The following is a 17,618-nucleotide window of genomic DNA, read 5'->3' as shown; positions in this document are numbered from 1 at the left end:
GCGCTCAGCCCAACCTGCGGGTGGATGCGGGTCGGATCGGTGGGCGATTGCGTGGGGTGTCGGTGAGGCGCGTGTGGCGTGTTGTTGTTGGGCATCGCTGCGCTCAGCCCAACCTACGGGTGGATGCGGGTCGGATCGGTGGGCGATTGCGTGGGGTGTCGGTGAGGCGCGTGTGGCGTGTTGTTGTTGGGCATCGCTGCGCTCAGCCCAACCTACGACGGTGATTCGGCGGCCAACCCCGGCCTCCATTTTTGGCCGAGCAGCCGTAGGTTGGGGTGAGCGCAGCGATGCCCAACATCCGCCCCCGATTCAACGCCGATATCTTTTGTTCCCGCCCGAAAAAAAAGGGGCGCCCGCAGGCGCCCCTTGATGGCGAAGGATAAGACTCAGAGCTTGCTCTTCACCACCTCGACCACGCGGTCGGCTTCGGCCACCCACCTGGCCAGCAGGGCATCGGTTTCGGCGCGGCGTGAAGCGGCGAAATCGGCGTCCTTGATGCTGGGCACGTTGATGTCGACGTTCAGCGCTGCCGAACGCAGCGCCGCCTGGGCGGCCAGTGCGGCGACACCGGCGTCGGACACGACGTTCTTGTTGCCCTTTTCGGCAGCGATCAGGCTGAGCGCGATCACGTCGGCGCAGGCGCGGGCGCAGGCCAGCGGAGCGTCGGTGGCCATTTTCAGGCCGTCCTGGATCGCAGCCGAACGCGCAGTCTTCTGCTCGTCCGTGTCCTTCGGCAGACCGTAGGCGGCCATCAGGCCGTCAAACGCTTCGACGTCGGCGCGGATGAAATCGGTCAGCGTGGCACGCAGGCCTTCGGCTTGCGCCAGCAGGTCCTTCATGTCGCCTTCGACTTCCGCGTATGCCTTCTTGCCGATGGTCAGATTGCACACCATGCTGACCAGCGCTGCGCCCATGCCGCCCATGATGGCCGCAGCGCTGCCGCCGCCCGGCGTCGGTGCGCTGCTGGCCAGTTCGTCGAGGAAGGTGGTGACCGGCTTGTCCTTGATCATGGTCATTGCTCAGCCCACCATCGTCTTGGCCATCGCGTAGATTTCCGGCGCATCCAGCGTGATGTCGTTGCTTTCGAACAGCTTGGCCACGCAGGCGCGCTGCAGTGCGATCTTGAGCGCACCGAAACCGATGGCACCGAACACGATCTTGCCGTGCTTGACCGCGCCCTTGTCCATCATGTCGATGCCTTCGATGCCGAGCGGCGGCGTGGCGTTGGCGTCAGCCATCATTTCCAGCGTCGGGTTGTCCTTCCAGTGACGCTCTTCGAGCAGCTGGATGCCACCTGCGCCGGTTGCGATGACGATGTTCGCGCCTTCGATCGCGCGACCGCGCGCGTCATTGTCCGCCGCCTCGGCAATGCCGACGTCGAGGTTGAACGAGGCCTTCAGTTGTTTCGCCGCGTCTTCCGCGGTGGCCAATTTGCGCGACACCAGCGTGACCGTTGCACCTTCGCTGGCCAGCATCACGGCGGCGCGCGTGCCGACCGGGCCGGTACCGCCGAGGATGACGACCTTCTTGCCCTTCAACGGGCCACGGTGACCCATCCACGCGACGCAGGCGGCCGCGGTGGTGTTCGAACCGTTGCTGTCGAGCATGACCGACACGCGGAAGTTGCTGAAGAACTTCTTCTTCACCGCCTTGAACAGGGCTTCGCCTTCGGCCATGTTGCTGCCGCCGATGAAGATGGCCGTGTTCTTCTTGTCCTTCGGCGCGCGCGTGAAAATGGCGCCGTCGACCATGGCACCGACGTTGTGCGGATGCACGCCACCATAGCCGATCACGTGATCGGTGCCGCCGTCGTGGCACACCACGCTGTCGAACACCGACGGATGTTCATCGGTATCGAATTGATAGAGCAGTTTTTTCATTGTCGTCTCTCGCTGTCTTGATGAACGCGGCGCCGCCTGCACGGGGCGCTGCGAACGGTTTTCAGGTCACGGTGTTGACCGGGCTGCCCTTGACGTAGGCATCCACATTGTCGATCAACTGGTCGGCCAGGAACTGCATGGCACCGTCGGACGCCCATGCCACGTGCGGCGTCAGGATGAAGTTGGGCAGGCGCAGGTCGAGCAGCGGGTTGCCTTCCTTCGGCGGCTCCTTGGTCAGCACGTCGAAGCCGGCGCCGCCGATGACGCCTTCCTTCAGTGCGGTCACCAGATCTTCTTCATGCACCAGGCCGCCGCGCGCCGTGTTGATCAGGATGGCGCTGCGCTTCATCTTCCTGAATTGCGGCATGCTGAACATATTGCGGCTGTCCGCGGTGAGCGGGCAGTGCAGCGAAATGATGTCGGACTCGGCGAGCACCTGCTCGACCGGCGTGAATTCCACGCCCGGCGCCTTCGGACCTTCGTGGTCGGCAAACAGCACCTTCATGCCGAAGCCGCGCGCGATCTTCGCCGTGCCCTGACCGAGCGCGCCTTCGCCGAAAATGCCGATGGTGCTGTCGAACAGGTCATGGATCGGATGATCGAAAAAGCAGAACTGATCGACTTCCTGCCAGCGGCCGCGCTCCACGTCCTGCCGGTAGGCGAGGATGCTGCGGCGCAGAGCGAGGATCAGCGCGAACGCATGTTCCGGCACGGTGTGCACCGCGTAATTGCGGATGTTCGACACCGTGATGCCGCGTTCGCGGCAGGCCGGTACATCGATCACGTCGTAGCCGGTGGCGGCGACGCCGATCATCTTCAGGTTCGGCAACTGCGCAAGCACGTCGCCGCGCAACGCAACCTTGTTGGTGATGGCCACAGTCGCATTCTTCAGGCGCTCGACCACCTGGGCGGGGGAGGTGGTCTCGTATTCTTCCCAGGTGTGCTCGAACGACGGCCGACGTACGGTGGCCTTGAGCGTCGAACGGTCCAGAAACACGACGTGTTGCGACATGCTTTTTCCTCGCAGTGTTTGTAAATGCAAAAAAGGCCGGGCGAACCCGGCCGTTCAAGAGGGGTAAAAAGACGGCGGGCCCTTACTTTACCTGCTGCGTATGGGTACGCCACCAGGTCGAGGCGGCCGCGACACCGGAACCCGGGGTCACGTTGATGCCATTGTCGAGCATCGACATTTCAGCACCGGCAATCGCGCTCATCAGCGACAGGCAGTTCAGGTCGCCGACGTGGCCGATACGGAACACCTTGCCGGCCACCTTCGACAGGCCTGCACCCAGCGACAGGTTGTAGCGTGCGTAGGCATTGCTGATCACCTTGGCGGCGTCGAAACCTTCCGGCACCAGGATGGCGCTGACGGTGTTCGAGTACCACTCCGGCGCCTGGGCGCACAGCTTGAGCTTCCAGCCGTCGTGCACCGCGGCGCGCACGCCGCTGGCGAGGTATTCGTGGCGGGCGAAGATGTTTTCCAGGCCTTCCTCGAAAATCGTGTCCAGCGCTTCACGCATGCCGTAGAGCATTGGAATCGACGGCGTGTAGGGGAAGTAGCCGGTTGCGTTGTTCTTCAGCATGTCGCCGATGTCGAAGTAACAACGGCGCGAGGTCGCACCTTCCATCGCCTTGATCGCCTTCGAGCTCATGCCCAGGATACCCATGCCTGCCGGCAGCATGAAGCCCTTCTGCGAACCCGAAACCGTGCAGTCGACACCCCACTCTTCCATGCGGAAGTCGATGCTCACCAGCGAACTGACGGTATCGACCATCAGCAGCGCCGGGTGACCGGCGTTGTCCATGGCCTTGCGCACCTTGCCGATATCGCTCGACACGCCGGTGGCGGTTTCGTTCTGGCACGCCAGCACGGCCTTGATCTTGTGTTCCTTGTCGGCGCGCAGGATTTCTTCGTACTTGTCGTACGGCACGCCGGTGCCCCATTCGGTGTCGATGACCTGCACCTCGAAGCCGAGGCGCTGCGCCATGTCGGCCCAAAGGTGGCTGAACTGGCCGAAGCGCGAGCACAGCACCTTGTCTCCCGGCGACAGGGTGTTGGTGAGCGCGGCTTCCCACATGCCGGTGCCCGATGCCGGGAAGGTGACGATGGTGCCTTCGGTGGTCTTGAACACCTTCTTCAGGTCCGCCAGAACCGACAATGTCAATTCCGGAAACCTGGGCGAGCGATGATCTTCCTGTGGCACCACCATGGCACGCAGGATGCGCTCCGGCGTGTTGGTGGGGCCCGGCACGTACAGATGGTTACGGCCTGCGATACGCATATGTCAATCTCCTGAAATGAATGTTTCTAAGTCTTGAAGGTTCTGAAATCGGGAATTCCTTGGTGGCGTTCATGGCGCTCACGGTCAGTCCTTATTTGCGTCCGTATACCGGCAGTGCGGTGCACAACCGGGTGACGTCAGCGACGACACGCGCGATCACGGCGTCGTCGTTGGGTGCTTCGAGTACATCGACGATCAGGTTGGCAACCTGCTTCGCCTCGGCTTCCTTGAAACCGCGGGTCGTCATCGCCGGGCTGCCGATGCGGATGCCGCTGGTGACGAACGGCTTTTGCGGGTCGTTCGGGATGGCGTTCTTGTTCACCGTGATGTGGGCGCGCCCCAGGGCGGCTTCCGCTTCCTTGCCGGTCACGTTCTTGGCACGCAGGTCGACCAGGAACAGGTGCGACTGAGTGCGTCCGGACACGATGCGCACGCCGCGCTCGACCAGCGTCTCGGCCATCACCTGCGAGTTGTTCAGCACCTGCTGCTGGTAAGCCTTGAATTCCGGCGTTGCCGCTTCCTTGAAGGCCACGGCCTTGGCCGCGATGACGTGCATCAGCGGACCGCCCTGGATGCCCGGGAAAATCATCGAGTTGATCGGCTTTTCGAATTCGGCCTTGCCCATGATCACGCCACCGCGCGGGCCGCGCAGCGTCTTGTGCGTGGTCGAGGTGACGAAGTCGGCAATACCGATCGGGCTCGGGTACAGGCCGGCAGCGATCAGGCCGGAATAGTGGGCCATGTCGACCAGCAGGTAGGCGCCGACCGAATCGGCGATCTCGCGGAAGCGCTGGAAGTCGATGTGCAGCGAATAGGCCGACGCGCCTGCGACAATCATCTTCGGCTTGTATTCATGCGCCAGCATTTCGACCTGCTTGTAGTCGATCGCTTCGGTTTCCGGATCCAGACCGTAGGCGACGCCCTTGTAGATCTTGCCGGAGAAGTTCACCGACGAACCGTGCGTCAGGTGACCGCCATGGGCCAGCGACATGCCCAGGATCGTGTCGCCCGGCTGCAGCATCGACATGTATACAGCGGCATTGGCCTGCGAGCCCGAGTGCGGCTGCACGTTGGCGAATTCGGCGCCGAACAGCGCCTTCAGGCGATCGATCGCCAGCTGTTCCGCAACGTCGACAAACTCACAGCCACCGTAGTAGCGCTTGCCCGGATAACCCTCGGCGTACTTGTTCGTCAGTACCGAACCTTGCGCTTCCATGACCGCAGGGCTGGCGTAGTTTTCCGACGCGATCAGCTCGATGTGGTGTTCCTGGCGTGCGTACTCCGCCTCCATGGCGGCCCACAGTTCGGGATCGGAATGGGCGATGGTCTGTTTCGGGTCAAACATGGGATGCCTTTCGGGGAAGTGAGCGTCTGGCCCGGTTTCGGGCGTTGGCGCGTGAACTAAAACAAGACAAATCAACTATATCGTACGAACGCAAGCCGTCGTATCGGACTTTCTTATCGCCGGGATAAGTATAAGTGAAGCTTAATTCAAACAGCCTCATCCATAATCAAATCCATAGGTTTGCGTTCCGGACCTCCGCGCTGCCCGAAGGTCGGCTGCCGGTGATACGACGTCAAACAGTCCTCTGAATTCAATCTGACAGAAGGTGAAGCATGGACATTCACGAATACCAAGCGAAAGAGCTGCTGGCCGGTTTCGGAGTTCCGGTGCCGCGCGGCAGCGTGGCCTACAGCCCGGATCAGGCTGTCTATACGGCGACGGAACTGGGCGGCTGGCACTGGGCGGTGAAGGCACAGGTGCACTCAGGGGCGCGCGGCAAGGCAGGTGGCATCAAGCTGTGCAAGACCTATCACGAGGTCGATGCGGCGGCTCGCGAACTGCTCGGCAAGCGTCTTGTTACGGTGCAGACCGGCCCTGAAGGCAAGCCGGTGCAACGTGTTTACGTCGAAGTCGCCGAGCCGTTCGAACGCGAGCTGTATCTGGGCATCGTGCTCGATCGCAAGGCCGAGCGGGTTCGTGTGATCGCCTCGGCCGAAGGCGGCATGGACATCGAGGAACTGGCCAACACCGCACCGGAAAAGATCATGCAGGTCGTGGTCGAGCCGGCGGTCGGCCTGCAGGCCTTCCAGGCCCGGCAGATCGCCTTTGGCCTGAAGCTGAACATCAAGCAGGTATCGCGTGCCGTCACCGCGATCATGGGCGCCTATCGCGCCTTCCGCGATCTCGACGCGACCATGGTCGAAATCAACCCGCTGGTGGTGACCAAGGACGACCGCGTACTGGCGCTCGACGCCAAGATGTCGTTCGACGACAACGCGATGTTCCGTCAGCGTGCCGTGGCCGACATGCGTGACCCGTCGCAGGAAGATCCGCGCGAAGTGCAGGCGGCCGAGCACAACCTGAACTATGTGGGTCTGGAAGGCGACATCGGCTGCATCATCAACGGTGCCGGTCTGGCCATGGCCACGATGGACACCATCAAGTACGCCGGCGGCGCACCGGCCAACTTCCTCGACGTCGGCGGCGGCGCCTCGCCCGAGCGCGTGGCCAATTCCTTCCGCCTCGTGCTGTCGGACAAGAACGTCAAGGCCATCCTGGTCAATATCTTCGCCGGTATCAACCGCTGCGACTGGGTCGCCCAGGGCGTCGTTCAGGCGTGCAACGACATCGATATCACGGTGCCGCTGATCGTTCGTCTGGCCGGAACGAACGAGGAAGAGGGGCAGCGCATCATCCGCGAAAGCGGGCTGCCCATCATCAGCGCCAGTTCGCTCACCGAGGCAGCGAAGAAGGCGGTCGAAGCGGCACGCGCCCACGCAGCGAGCTGAGAAAAAAAAGGACCCCACGCTCACTTCGTTCGCTGCCCCCGAGGGGGCTGCGCTCGCCCTTGGGGCGGCTCGGCGGGCGGCGCGTAGCGGATAACCGATGCACAAGAGGATTTAGATATGAGCATTCTGATCAACGAAAAAACCAAGATCATCGTCCAGGGTTTCACCGGCGACAAAGGCAGCTTCCACGCCAAGGAAATGATCGAGTACGGCACCAATGTGGTCGGCGGCGTCACGCCGGGCAAGGGCGGCTCGACCCATCTGGGCAAGCCGGTGTTCAACACGGTGGCCGAAGCGGTCGAAGCGACCGGTGCCGAAGCCAGCATCACTTTCGTGGCGCCGGCCTTCTGCGCCGATGCCATCATGGAAGCGGCCGATGCCGGCCTCCAGCTCGTGTGCTCGATCACCGATGGCATCCCGGCGCAGGACATGATGCGCGTCAAGCGCTACCTGATGCGCTATCCGAAAGAACGCCGCACATTGCTGGTCGGCCCCAACTGCGCCGGCATCATCAGCCCGGGCCAGGCCATGCTGGGCATCATGCCGGGTCATATCTACAAGCAGGGCACGGTCGGCATCGTGTCGCGCTCGGGCACGCTGGGTTATGAAGCGGCGGCGCAGATGAAGGCGCTGGGCATCGGCGTGTCGACCTCGGTCGGCATCGGCGGCGACCCGATCAACGGCTCGTCCTTCCTCGATCACCTGATGAAGTTCCAGGAAGATCCGGACACGACGGCGGTCGTGATGATCGGCGAAATCGGCGGCCCGCAGGAAGCGGAAGCGTCGGCCTGGGTGAAGGAAAACATGACCAAGCCGGTGGTTGGCTACGTCGCCGGCCTGACGGCACCGAAGGGCCGCCGCATGGGTCACGCCGGCGCCATCATTTCGGCAGCCGGTGATTCGGCTGCGGAGAAGTCGGAAATCATGCGTTCCTACGGTCTGTCGGTCGCCCCGAGTGCGGGCGAACTGGGCACGACCGTCGCCGCCATGATGGCCAAGCTCTGATCGAACGACGTCTGATCCAGGCGCCATCCGCTGCGCTGCACTGTCCGTCGGGCCGCTCCGGTCCGGCGGGCAGCGCCCAACCTCGACCAGCGAAGGTCCATCGTGGTGAGTGATCCCGTTTCCGTCCCGGCGTCGTCCGACGCTTCGGGGCCTGGTTTTTCCGAGAAGGCCGTCGACCTGCTGTTCGCGCTGTTGCGCGATGTGGTCCAGCGCCATCATCCCGAATTGCTGAACGTGCTGTCCGGCGGCACATCGGGCGCCGGGCTGTCGCCGCAGATGCTCGGCCGCGCCATCCAGGCGCAGGGCATCCTGTTCCAGTTGCTGTCGATCGCCGAACAGAACGGCGGGATGCGCAAGCGCCGCGAAGTCGAGCGGCTGCAGGGACGCGAATGTCTGCCCGGCACTTTCGCCCACGTGTTTGCTGCGGCGCGCAAGGCCGGGCTGAGCGCCGACGCGGTGCGCGCCGCCTTCGCCGGCCTCAAGGTGCGGCCGGTGCTGACCGCCCATCCGACCGAAGCCAAGCGGGTGACCGTGCTCGAACGGCACCGTCGCATCTACCGCCTGCTGATCGATCTCGAATCGCCGCGCTGGACACCGCGTGAGCGCACCGGGCTCGAAGGCACGCTTCGCAATGAAATCGAACTGTTGTGGCTGACCGGCGAGTTGCGCCTTGAAAAGCCCAATGTGTCGCAGGAAATTGCCTGGGGCCTGCACTTCTTCAATGAAACCTTGTTCGACGTCGCGCCCGATGTGCTGGCACGCGCCGATGAGGCGATGGCCGAGCACTTCGGCGCCGACGAAGCCGGGCTGCCCGGTTTCCTGGAATTCGGTTCGTGGATCGGCGGTGATCGCGACGGCAACCCCTTCGTCACCAACGCCATCACGCGCGGCGCGCTGACCGAATGCCGGCTGGCGGCGCTGCGTCGTCACCGGCAAAGCGTGTTCGATCTGGTGCGCAGCCTGTCGGTGACCGAGGCGGCACTTGCGCTGCCGGATGACTTCCGCGACGCGCTGACGCTGGCGCTCGAAGAACGCAGCGACGGCAATGCGATCGCGGCGCGCAATCCGGGCGAGCCGTTCCGCCAGTTCCTGGTGTGCATGCTGGCCCGGCTCGACGACAGCATTGCCGATGCGCTGGGCGAGTCGAACGACGCCAGCGCGCGTCACGGCTATGAATCGGCCGAACGCCTGATCGCCGACTTGCGCACGCTGGAAACCGGCCTGGCGGAATGCGGTCTGGCCGCGCTGGCCGACAGCGAAGTGCGCCCGGTTCGCCGCGAGGTCGAGGTGTTCCGCTTCAGCACCGTGCGACTCGACCTGCGCGAAAACTCCACCCGCGTCACCCAGACGCTGGAAGCGCTGTGGCGCGCCGGCCGCGGCGAGCCGGCCGATACGCCGGCGCCGGAGCAGACCGGCCCTGAATGGCGCGACTGGCTGCTCGCCGAACTGGCACAGCCGCGCAGCGGCCCGCGCGACTTCGACGAACTGCCGGCGGTGGCCAGCGAAACGCTGGGCCTGTTCCGCCTGATCGCCGAACTGCGGCCGCGCCTGGGTCGCGACGCCTTCGGCAGCTTCATATTGAGCATGACGCGCAATGTGTCAGACGTGCTCGGCGTCTATCTGCTGGCCAAGGAAGCCGGGTTGTACGCGGACCCGGGCGGCGTCGAACGCTGCGCGCTGCCCATCATGCCGCTGTTCGAAACCATCGAAGACCTGCGTCGCGCGCCGGCGATCATGCGCGAGCTGCTGGCCATGCCGCTGATCAAGCGTTCGGTGCGCGCGCTCGGCGGTGTGCAGGAAGTGATGATCGGCTACTCGGATTCGAACAAGGACGGCGGCTTCCTGTCGTCGAACTGGGAGCTGTACAAGGCGCAGATGAAGATGACTTCGGTCGGCACGGAAGCCGGCGTGAAGATCGCCTTCTTCCACGGCCGCGGCGGCTCGGTCAGCCGCGGCGGCGTGCCGGCCGGGCGCGCCATCGCGGCGCAGCCGGCCGGCTCGATCCAGGGCATCTTCCGCCTGACCGAGCAGGGTGAGGTCATCTCTTCGAAGTATGCGAACAAGGGCACGGCTGCATTCAACCTAGAACTGCTGGCGGCCAGCGTGTTCGACCATGCGCTGAAGTCCGGACGCAGTGACGGCATCACGATGGTGGCCGAATTCGACGACGCGCTCGAAGCCCTCTCCGGCGCCGCACACGCCGCCTACGCGAACCTGATCGGTCACCCCGGGCTGGTGAGCTACTTCCAGGAAGCCAGCCCGCTCGACGAAATTTCGCTGCTCAACATCGGCTCGCGCCCGGCGCGTCGCTTCGGCGCGCGTTCGCTGTCCGAGCTGCGGGCGATTCCGTGGGTGTTCGCGTGGGCGCAGAACCGCCACCTGATCACCGGCTGGTTCGGCGTCGGCTCCAGTCTGGATAACTTCACCCGCGTGCGCGGGGCCAGCGGCGAAGCACTGCTGGCGCGCATGTTCAACGAATCGCCGCTGTTCCGGCTGATCGTCGACGAGGTCGAAAAGACGCTTGCGGTAGTCGATCTCGAACTGGCGCGCGAATACAGCCTGCTGGTGGCCGACGCCGGGGTGCGCGAAGAGGTGTTCGGCATGATCGTGCGCGAGCACGAAATCACCTGCAGCCAGATCCTTCGGCTGTCCGGTTCGCGCACGCTGGCCGAGCGTTTCCCCGACTATCGTCAGAAGCTCGGTAACCGCCTGCCGGTGGTCAATCAGGTCAGCCGGCAGCAGATCGGGTTGCTGCGCGCCTACCGCCAGACCGACGACGCGGCTCGCAAGGAGGAATTCCGCAAGGCGCTGTTGCTGTCGATCAACTGCGTGGCCGCCGGTTTCGGCGCCACCGGCTGACCGGGTGCGCCCTGTTCATCGTTTTGAACCATTCATTCAACATTCACACCATCAACGGAGGAGACATCCATGAGCTTCACAATCATCGAACAAGCCACACCGCGCCTGCACCGCTCCGAACTCGCCGTCCCGGGTTCCAACCCGGGCATGTTCGAAAAGGCCGCCAAGTCAGCCGCCGACATCATCTTTCTCGACTGCGAAGACGCGGTTGCACCGGATGACAAGGAACAGGCACGCAAGAACATCATCCAGGGCCTGAACGAGATCGACTGGGGCACCAAGACGATGATGGTGCGCATCAACGGTCTCGACACCCACTACATGTACCGCGACGTGGTCGACATCGTCGAAGCCTGCCCGCGCCTGGACATGATCCTGATCCCGAAGGCCGGTGTGGCGGCGGACGTGTACGCGGTCGACATGATGGTCACGCAGATCGAAGCGGCGAAGAAGCGCACCAAGCGCATCGGCTTCGAAGTGCTGATCGAAACCGCGCTTGGCATGGCCAATGTGGAAGCGATCGCCCAGTCGTCGAAGCGCCTCGAAGCGATGAGCTTCGGCGTCGCCGACTACGCCGCCTCGACGCGTGCCCGCACGACCGTGATCGGCGGCGTGAACAAGGACAGCGTCGTGCTGAGCGACAAGGACGAAGCCGGCAACCGCCAGGCCTTCTGGACCGACCCGTGGCACGCCGCGCAGACGCGCATGATGGTGGCCTGCCGCGCCTACGGTCTGCGCCCGATCGACGGCCCGTTTGGTGACTTCAACGATCCGGACGGCTATATTTCAGCCGCGAATCGCGCCGCAGTGCTGGGCTACGAAGGCAAGTGGGCCATCCACCCGTCGCAGATCGAACTGGCAAACACGGTGTACACGCCGTCGGCTGCCGAAGTGACCAAGGCCCGCCGCATCCTCGAAGCGATGGCCCAGGCGGCGAAGGAAGGTCGCGGTGCGGTGTCGCTCGACGGGCGCCTGATCGACATCGCCAGCATCCGCATGGCCGAAGCGCTGATCGCCAAGGCCGACAGCATCGCCGCGGCGACCTGATCGCTGCATATATATAGAGGGGGCGCGCATCGGCACTCGCCGGTCGCGCCCGCATCCGATTCATGACCACATCTCGACTACACGGAAAAAACCGATATGGCATCCGATATTGAAATTGCACAGCAGGCCAAGATGTTGCGCATCAGCGAGGTCGTGTCCAAGCTGGGTATCCCGGAAGACGCGATCGAGCCGTACGGCCACTACAAGGCCAAGGTGTCGCTCGAATACCTGAACACGCTGAAGGACCGCCCGGACGGCAAGCTCATCCTGGTCACCGCGATCAGCCCGACGCCGGCCGGCGAAGGCAAGACCACGACCACGGTCGGTCTGGGTGATGCGCTGAACCGCATCGGCAAGAAAACCATGATCTGCCTGCGCGAACCATCGCTCGGGCCGGTGTTCGGCGTGAAGGGCGGGGCGGCCGGCGGCGGCTACGCCCAGATCGTGCCGATGGAAGACATCAACCTGCACTTCACCGGTGACTTCCACGCCATCGGTGCCGCGCACAACCTGCTGTCGGCGCTCATCGACAACCACATCAACCACGGCAACGAGCTGCGCATCGACCCGCGCCTCATCCAGTGGAAGCGTGTGGTCGACATGAACGACCGCGCACTGCGCAAGATCACCATCGGCCTGGGCGGCACCGCCAACGGCTTCGTGCGCGAAGATGGCTACGACATCGTGGTGGCCTCCGAAGTGATGGCCATCCTGTGTCTGGCCGGTTCGCTGTCCGACCTGAAGGAACGCCTCGGCCGCATCATCATCGGCTACACGATGGGCGACAAGAAGCCGGTGTATGCGAGCGACCTGAAGGCGCAGGGCGCCATGGCCACATTGCTGAAGGACGCGATCAAGCCGAACATCGTGCAGACGCTGGAAAACAACCCGGCCATCATCCACGGCGGCCCGTTCGCCAACATCGCGCACGGCTGCAATTCGGTCACCGCGACCAAGGCCGGTTTGAAGATGGCCGACTACGTCGTGACCGAAGCCGGCTTCGGCGCCGACCTGGGTGCCGAAAAGTTCATCGACATCAAGTGCCGCATGGCCGGGCTCAACCCCGCTGCCGTCGTGCTGGTCGCCACCATCCGCGCGCTCAAGTTCCACGGCGGCGTGAAGAAGGAAGAGCTGAACCAGGAAAACCTGGCCGCGCTCGAAAAGGGCATCTGCAACATCGAGCGCCACCTGAAGAACATCAAGGAGCACTACGGCCTGCCGTGCGTCGTGTCGGTCAATCACTTCACCTTCGACACCGACGCCGAAATCGCGCTGCTGAAGAGCCGCATCGAAGCCCTCGGCGGCAAGTTCGTCATCGCCCGCCACTGGGCGAGCGGCGGTGCCGGCGCCGAAGAACTGGCCCGCATGGTCGCCGACATCTGCGACAACGCGCCCGGCCAGCACACCTTCGTGTATGACGCCAACGCCACGCTGCAGGACAAGATCACCACCATCGCCACCAAGATCTACGGCGCCGGTGCAGTGACCTTCGCCGACGCCGCGCGCAAGCAGCTTGAGGGCTGGAATGCCGACTACGGCCACTTCCCGGTGTGCATGGCCAAGACCCAGATGTCGTTCTCGGCCGACGCCAACGCCAAGGGTGCCCCCAGCGGCCACACCCTGAACGTGCGCGAAGTGCGCCTGGCCAACGGCGCCGGCTTCGTCGTCGCCGTCTGCGGCGACATGATGACCATGCCGGGCCTGCCGAAGGTGCCGAGCGCAGAGAAGATCGACATCGACGACCACGGCAAGGTGTCGGGGTTGTTCTGATCTGAGCATCCCCGAAAAGAAAAGGCCGCCCTCGGGCGGCCTTTTCTTTTCACCATTCATCATGGCAAAACTCAGGCTCACCAAGTCCGCAGTCGATGCGGTAAAACCTCAGACGCATGCCATCAAACTACGGGAGACGCTGGTGACTAACTCCCTATACAAGATTACAACCTCGGGCCGTAAGGTGTTCGTGCGCCAGTGACGCACGAACGCGGACGAGCGCCTTGAGCGTGCCTTTGGCCAGGACGGGGAGCTGACGGTCGAAAAGACCCATCGCCGGCGTAGGAATGGATGACTCAGTTGCGTGAGGGGAGCGATCCTGCTGCCGGCAAGACAGCGGCACGCAAGGCCCGACGATCAAGGAGTTGTGTCTGAAGTTCATGGAGGACTACTCCAACGTACGTAACAAGCCCAGCACGCCGGGACGGCTACCCCTACGTCCTGCCCTCACCAAATGGCCCGACCAAGACTCTCACCGAAGGTGAGTGTTGCTGTGGCTGGAGCCGGGCCCAAGGCCGCTGGGGCAACACTCCGGCACACACGCCTTTCGTAACCGCTCTGCCGCCGACATCTTTAACTCGGGCATTCCAGTCAAGGTGGGCATGGCGCCGACGGCACACAAGACCGTGGCAATGTTTATCCGCTACGGTTCACACTCAGGATGACTCACTGCGCACGGCATCGGAGTTGGTTGCTAAGCGCCGCAGAACGGTGATCATGGGTAAGAGCAACTGATAGTACGGGAGAATAGTTTTGGACGAAAAAAAACTAAATGAGGTCACCGCTTCTTTGTTGAAGGACATGGAAGCCGGTTCCGCTCGCATCCGCGAACTAATTGTTGCTATGCCTCCGCATGATTTGCTCGGCTACATCTATGCCCAGTACATGATGAAAGCGATGGCAGATCAAAGCGCCGCCGAGGGGCAGTGCGAAACGGACGCCCCAGATGAACTGATTAACGAAAACCAGTTCTTGCTGGAGTATGTGCACGCGGTTCTCGCGGCAGATGCTGCTCCTGCGGAAATGACATTCGACGAAGCTCGTTGCGCAGAGCTGTTTGAGCTTGGCCGCAAACTGCGAGAGCAGGCCATATTTTTCGCAATGGCCACGTCTGCTGGTACCAAAGATGGCATCTTCGGTCCCGCCACTGCCGATATTGAATTTCACGCGAAATCCACTTGGGTCATGATGCGTGGGAACCGCTACCAGGTTTTGGAGCGCGAGTTTTACCGCTACGTTCTGGCGCCTCACAATGATGTCCTACAAGAAGTGTATGGCGTTGGTGCCGCCGATATTGCGGAAGGCTTCCAGGCCATGGCTGACGCCACGCGTTCAGGGCATGCCGACGCTTCTATGGCGATCATGAAGCAGTTTGAGGCAGCTCAGGCCTTCGCTGCGGCACAGGATAAGCCTTTGGAAGACGTCATGGAGGAATGGGTTGCAGCCAATGCGGAACAGGCGAAAGCCACCGAGCGGGCAATGGATGACATGTTTCGGGGCGGCATCACCAACGTAAGCCGTCACACGAAGCTACCGCCAACGCTGCTAGCGGACCTAGCGTATCAGCGCGGAGAAGAAACGGAGTTCTTCGCTGCGGGCGATTTTGCGGGGACCCCCTACCGGACATTGCCCGCCCGGAAGAAACCATTGATTCAGCTTGGGGCAGACTACTATGCCGTCGACCCGTGTTTCGCCCGCGATGCGGGGTATCGCGCGCTTCTTTACAATCTGCTGCAGCGAAAACCGGAATACAAGAAGACGTTTGAGGATCGTCAGAGGAAGATGAGCGAAGCTGCCTTCGCCGACATTCTGGTCGCTCAGCTCCCAAGCGCCACAGTCCTCCAGGAGATCTACTACAAGAATCCGGTCAGTAAGCAATGGTCCGAGAACGACGCCCTAATCTTGGTAGATGACGTGCTGCTTTTAGTTGAGGCCAAGGCTGGTGCGGCCGCCACCATTGCATCGCCAGCGCTTGATTTCGACCGCCACGTCCAATCCGTTCAGGACTTGGTGCTCAAGGCGTACAAGCAGTGCGAGCGCTTCTTCAATTATCTGAATTCCGCGGATGAAGTGTCTCTCTATCGCCTGGTGGACGGCAAATACGAAGAATGCGGCCTTGTCCGCCGTTCCGAATACCGAGTGATGGTGCCGATTGGGTTGACCGTTGAGTCGTTCTCGCCCTTTTCAGCATACTGCAAGGAACTGCCGCAGGTTGAGCCGCTACTTGGAAGGCATGCCTTCGTTTCGTTGTCCATCGACGATCTGTTTGTACTCAAGCGACTCCTGCCTACACCCGGCGAGTTCGCCCATTACATGGAGGTGCGACAAGCCGTGGCGGGGATGCGCCAGTCTCATCTTTTCGACGAGTTTGACCACTTGGGCGCGTATCTGAAGAAGAACCGTTTCGATCATGACATTGCCGAGCAGTTGAAGGGTGGCAAGGCGAGCATGCTTATCTGGGATGGCATGAGCGACATCGTCGACAGAAGCTTCGAGGGTGATGACTGGGAAAACGGGCCGTTTCCTACACAAGACTTCCCGGCTGAGGTGCTGAAGTTGCTTGGGGCGCTAGACGCAACCCGAGCGCGCGGGTGGCTTTCGGCGGAGAGCCATATCCGTGATCTAGGCGAGGAAGGCCGGAATAATCTGGCCAAGATGCTGTCCGACCTTCGACAAACTCTGAACCAGCATCCCGCTCGCTACTTCATTCTGTCCGGTGATGGTGGAGCGTTCTTCGTTTGGCTTCTAAGGCATGACCACCCAATTGACTGGACCAAGGTGAATAACAAGGCCAGCGCAGCTGCGCTTACCGTCAAGGCGTCCAACGTCGTCGGCATCGTGGCAGAAGTTAGTGCCGATGGAAGTTACTCTTCGGCGCAGTCTTTCGCAGTCCACACCCCGACAGAGAGAACGGAAGAAAACGCCCACATATATGAAGATGCCGCGCGAATGGCTAACCCCGCGCGTTCAGTCAATCTCAATCGGCGAAAGAATGTCATCCCTGCTGTCAAAAGCAAAAAGATAGGACGGAATGCCGCGTGTCCGTGCGGGAGCGGAGCAAAGTTCAAAAGGTGTCACGGCAGTTGAGTGCTCGTAGGTACTGTTGACCGACCAGATATTATTTGTACGGCCTTTATATCGGTTTTAACGGCTAATTTATGGTCTGCTATCCGCGGAACAATCGGGGGCCGAACAATCGGCGAACAATCGGGGACAGACCACGAATAAGTCTTCTACCTTCGAGTGAGTATTCGTTGTCTTTCCTCTATTGCCACGCAGGACAAGTCATGATACGCGGAAGGATACGGATATTTATGGTCGGCCCATTTCTCGTAGCTTGTGGAGCGATCCATCGGCTATTCTGTCATGGGAATGAAGATGATCCTGGTGAATCTATTGTTAGAACGCTATCGCACGGCGTTAGTATTTTCCTATAGAACGCTCGTACTAATACTCATGCTTATCGCGATTCAAAAGATCGACAGTTTGAACGCCAAATTAATATCGATCGCAACTGATGCATCGGATGCTGCGGAATACGCAGAGCAAGCATTCGGGTTAGCGGAGGTCACAAGATCAGCAGCGATTGGCGCCGATATTAATGCTTCGAAAGCGGTAAAAGCAGCGGAGGCGGCACGTTCAGAGTGTCTTTTTCAAGCCTTGCAAGGTAAATAACTAGAGACAGGCGGCAGATCGTGAATATCAGAGGGGAAAATAGGGGCAGAATTTTTCCGTATATTCTTTTGAGTACGATCGCAGTGCGATGAAGATACGCGTAATTTGTGTGTATTTGCAATGGGTGGCCGAGCACGAATACAAGAACGCGGGGTGATAAATTGCACCCCTATTTTTCTCATTCGAGATGACTTTGCCCAGCGAGCTAGATCGAACCTCTCACTCCCAATGTCGGCACGACCTAATACACAGGTTCATACCCAAAAAGAAACGTCAGCAGCCTTCGTCAAGTAGTCTTTACGAAAGC

The 17,618-nt window shown here is 61.8% G+C and carries 12 protein-coding genes and 1 pseudogene; 8 read left to right on the top strand and 5 right to left on the bottom strand.

From position 1 onward, the window contains the following. Positions 1 to 386: 386 nt before the first annotated feature. The 5 genes from fchA to glyA form a co-directional block, all read right to left on the bottom strand. Positions 387 to 1,016: a methenyltetrahydrofolate cyclohydrolase gene (gene fchA / locus Q8R75_RS16890; protein WP_305626009.1), complete on the bottom strand. Its 630-nt coding sequence runs from the start codon at positions 1,014 to 1,016 to the stop codon at positions 387 to 389. A gap of 3 nt (positions 1,017 to 1,019) precedes the next feature. Next, the gene (locus Q8R75_RS16885) at positions 1,020 to 1,880 is read right to left on the bottom strand and encodes an NADP-dependent methylenetetrahydromethanopterin/methylenetetrahydrofolate dehydrogenase (protein ID WP_305612433.1); all 861 of its coding nucleotides are present in this window, start codon (positions 1,878 to 1,880) and stop codon (positions 1,020 to 1,022) included. A gap of 61 nt (positions 1,881 to 1,941) precedes the next feature. Further along, the gene (locus Q8R75_RS16880) at positions 1,942 to 2,892 is read right to left on the bottom strand and encodes a D-2-hydroxyacid dehydrogenase (RefSeq protein WP_305612435.1); all 951 of its coding nucleotides are present in this window, start codon (positions 2,890 to 2,892) and stop codon (positions 1,942 to 1,944) included. 82 nt (positions 2,893 to 2,974) lie between these two features. Continuing rightward, positions 2,975 to 4,162 carry an aminotransferase class V-fold PLP-dependent enzyme gene (locus tag Q8R75_RS16875; RefSeq protein ID WP_305612437.1) on the bottom strand — a complete coding sequence of 396 codons (1,188 nt, stop codon included), beginning with the start codon at positions 4,160 to 4,162 and terminating at the stop codon, positions 2,975 to 2,977. 91 nt (positions 4,163 to 4,253) lie between these two features. Beyond that, on the bottom strand, positions 4,254 to 5,507 hold the full coding sequence (glyA, locus tag Q8R75_RS16870) for a serine hydroxymethyltransferase (protein ID WP_305612439.1): 1,254 nt from the start codon (positions 5,505 to 5,507) through the stop codon (positions 4,254 to 4,256). Positions 5,508 to 5,779: 272 nt separating this feature from the next. Here glyA and Q8R75_RS16865 point away from each other — a divergent pair, with 272 nt between their 5' ends. The 8 genes and pseudogenes from Q8R75_RS16865 to Q8R75_RS16830 all read left to right on the top strand — a co-directional run bounded on the left by Q8R75_RS16865 (position 5,780) and on the right by Q8R75_RS16830 (position 17,311). Beyond that, a complete protein-coding gene (locus Q8R75_RS16865; RefSeq protein ID WP_305612441.1) occupies positions 5,780 to 6,955 on the top strand; it encodes a malate--CoA ligase subunit beta in 1,176 nt (391 codons plus the stop codon). 117 nt (positions 6,956 to 7,072) lie between these two features. Continuing rightward, a complete protein-coding gene (sucD, locus tag Q8R75_RS16860; RefSeq protein WP_305612443.1) occupies positions 7,073 to 7,960 on the top strand; it encodes a succinate--CoA ligase subunit alpha in 888 nt (295 codons plus the stop codon). A 105-nt stretch (positions 7,961 to 8,065) separates the two neighbouring features. Then, on the top strand, positions 8,066 to 10,819 hold the full coding sequence (locus tag Q8R75_RS16855) for a phosphoenolpyruvate carboxylase (RefSeq protein ID WP_305612444.1): 2,754 nt from the start codon (positions 8,066 to 8,068) through the stop codon (positions 10,817 to 10,819). 69 nt (positions 10,820 to 10,888) lie between these two features. Next, positions 10,889 to 11,866, top strand: coding sequence for a CoA ester lyase (locus tag Q8R75_RS16850; protein ID WP_069037546.1), 978 nt, complete (start codon positions 10,889 to 10,891; stop codon positions 11,864 to 11,866). A 96-nt stretch (positions 11,867 to 11,962) separates the two neighbouring features. Beyond that, positions 11,963 to 13,636, top strand: a complete 1,674-nt coding sequence (locus tag Q8R75_RS16845; protein WP_305626010.1) for a formate--tetrahydrofolate ligase — start codon at positions 11,963 to 11,965, stop codon at positions 13,634 to 13,636. 61 nt (positions 13,637 to 13,697) lie between these two features. After that, a pseudogene (locus Q8R75_RS16840) lies at positions 13,698 to 14,371 on the top strand (hypothetical protein). Between the two features lie 18 nt (positions 14,372 to 14,389). Further along, positions 14,390 to 16,723 carry an SEC-C metal-binding domain-containing protein gene (locus Q8R75_RS16835; RefSeq protein WP_305626011.1) on the top strand — a complete coding sequence of 778 codons (2,334 nt, stop codon included), beginning with the start codon at positions 14,390 to 14,392 and terminating at the stop codon, positions 16,721 to 16,723. A gap of 279 nt (positions 16,724 to 17,002) precedes the next feature. Further along, positions 17,003 to 17,311 carry a hypothetical protein gene (locus Q8R75_RS16830; protein WP_305663797.1) on the top strand — a complete coding sequence of 103 codons (309 nt, stop codon included), beginning with the start codon at positions 17,003 to 17,005 and terminating at the stop codon, positions 17,309 to 17,311. Positions 17,312 to 17,618: the final 307 nt, after the last annotated feature.

This window comes from Methyloversatilis sp. (assembly GCF_030696805.1).
Lineage (GTDB): Bacteria > Pseudomonadota > Gammaproteobacteria > Burkholderiales > Rhodocyclaceae > Methyloversatilis.
This window is presented reverse-complemented; position numbering and strand designations above follow the sequence as displayed.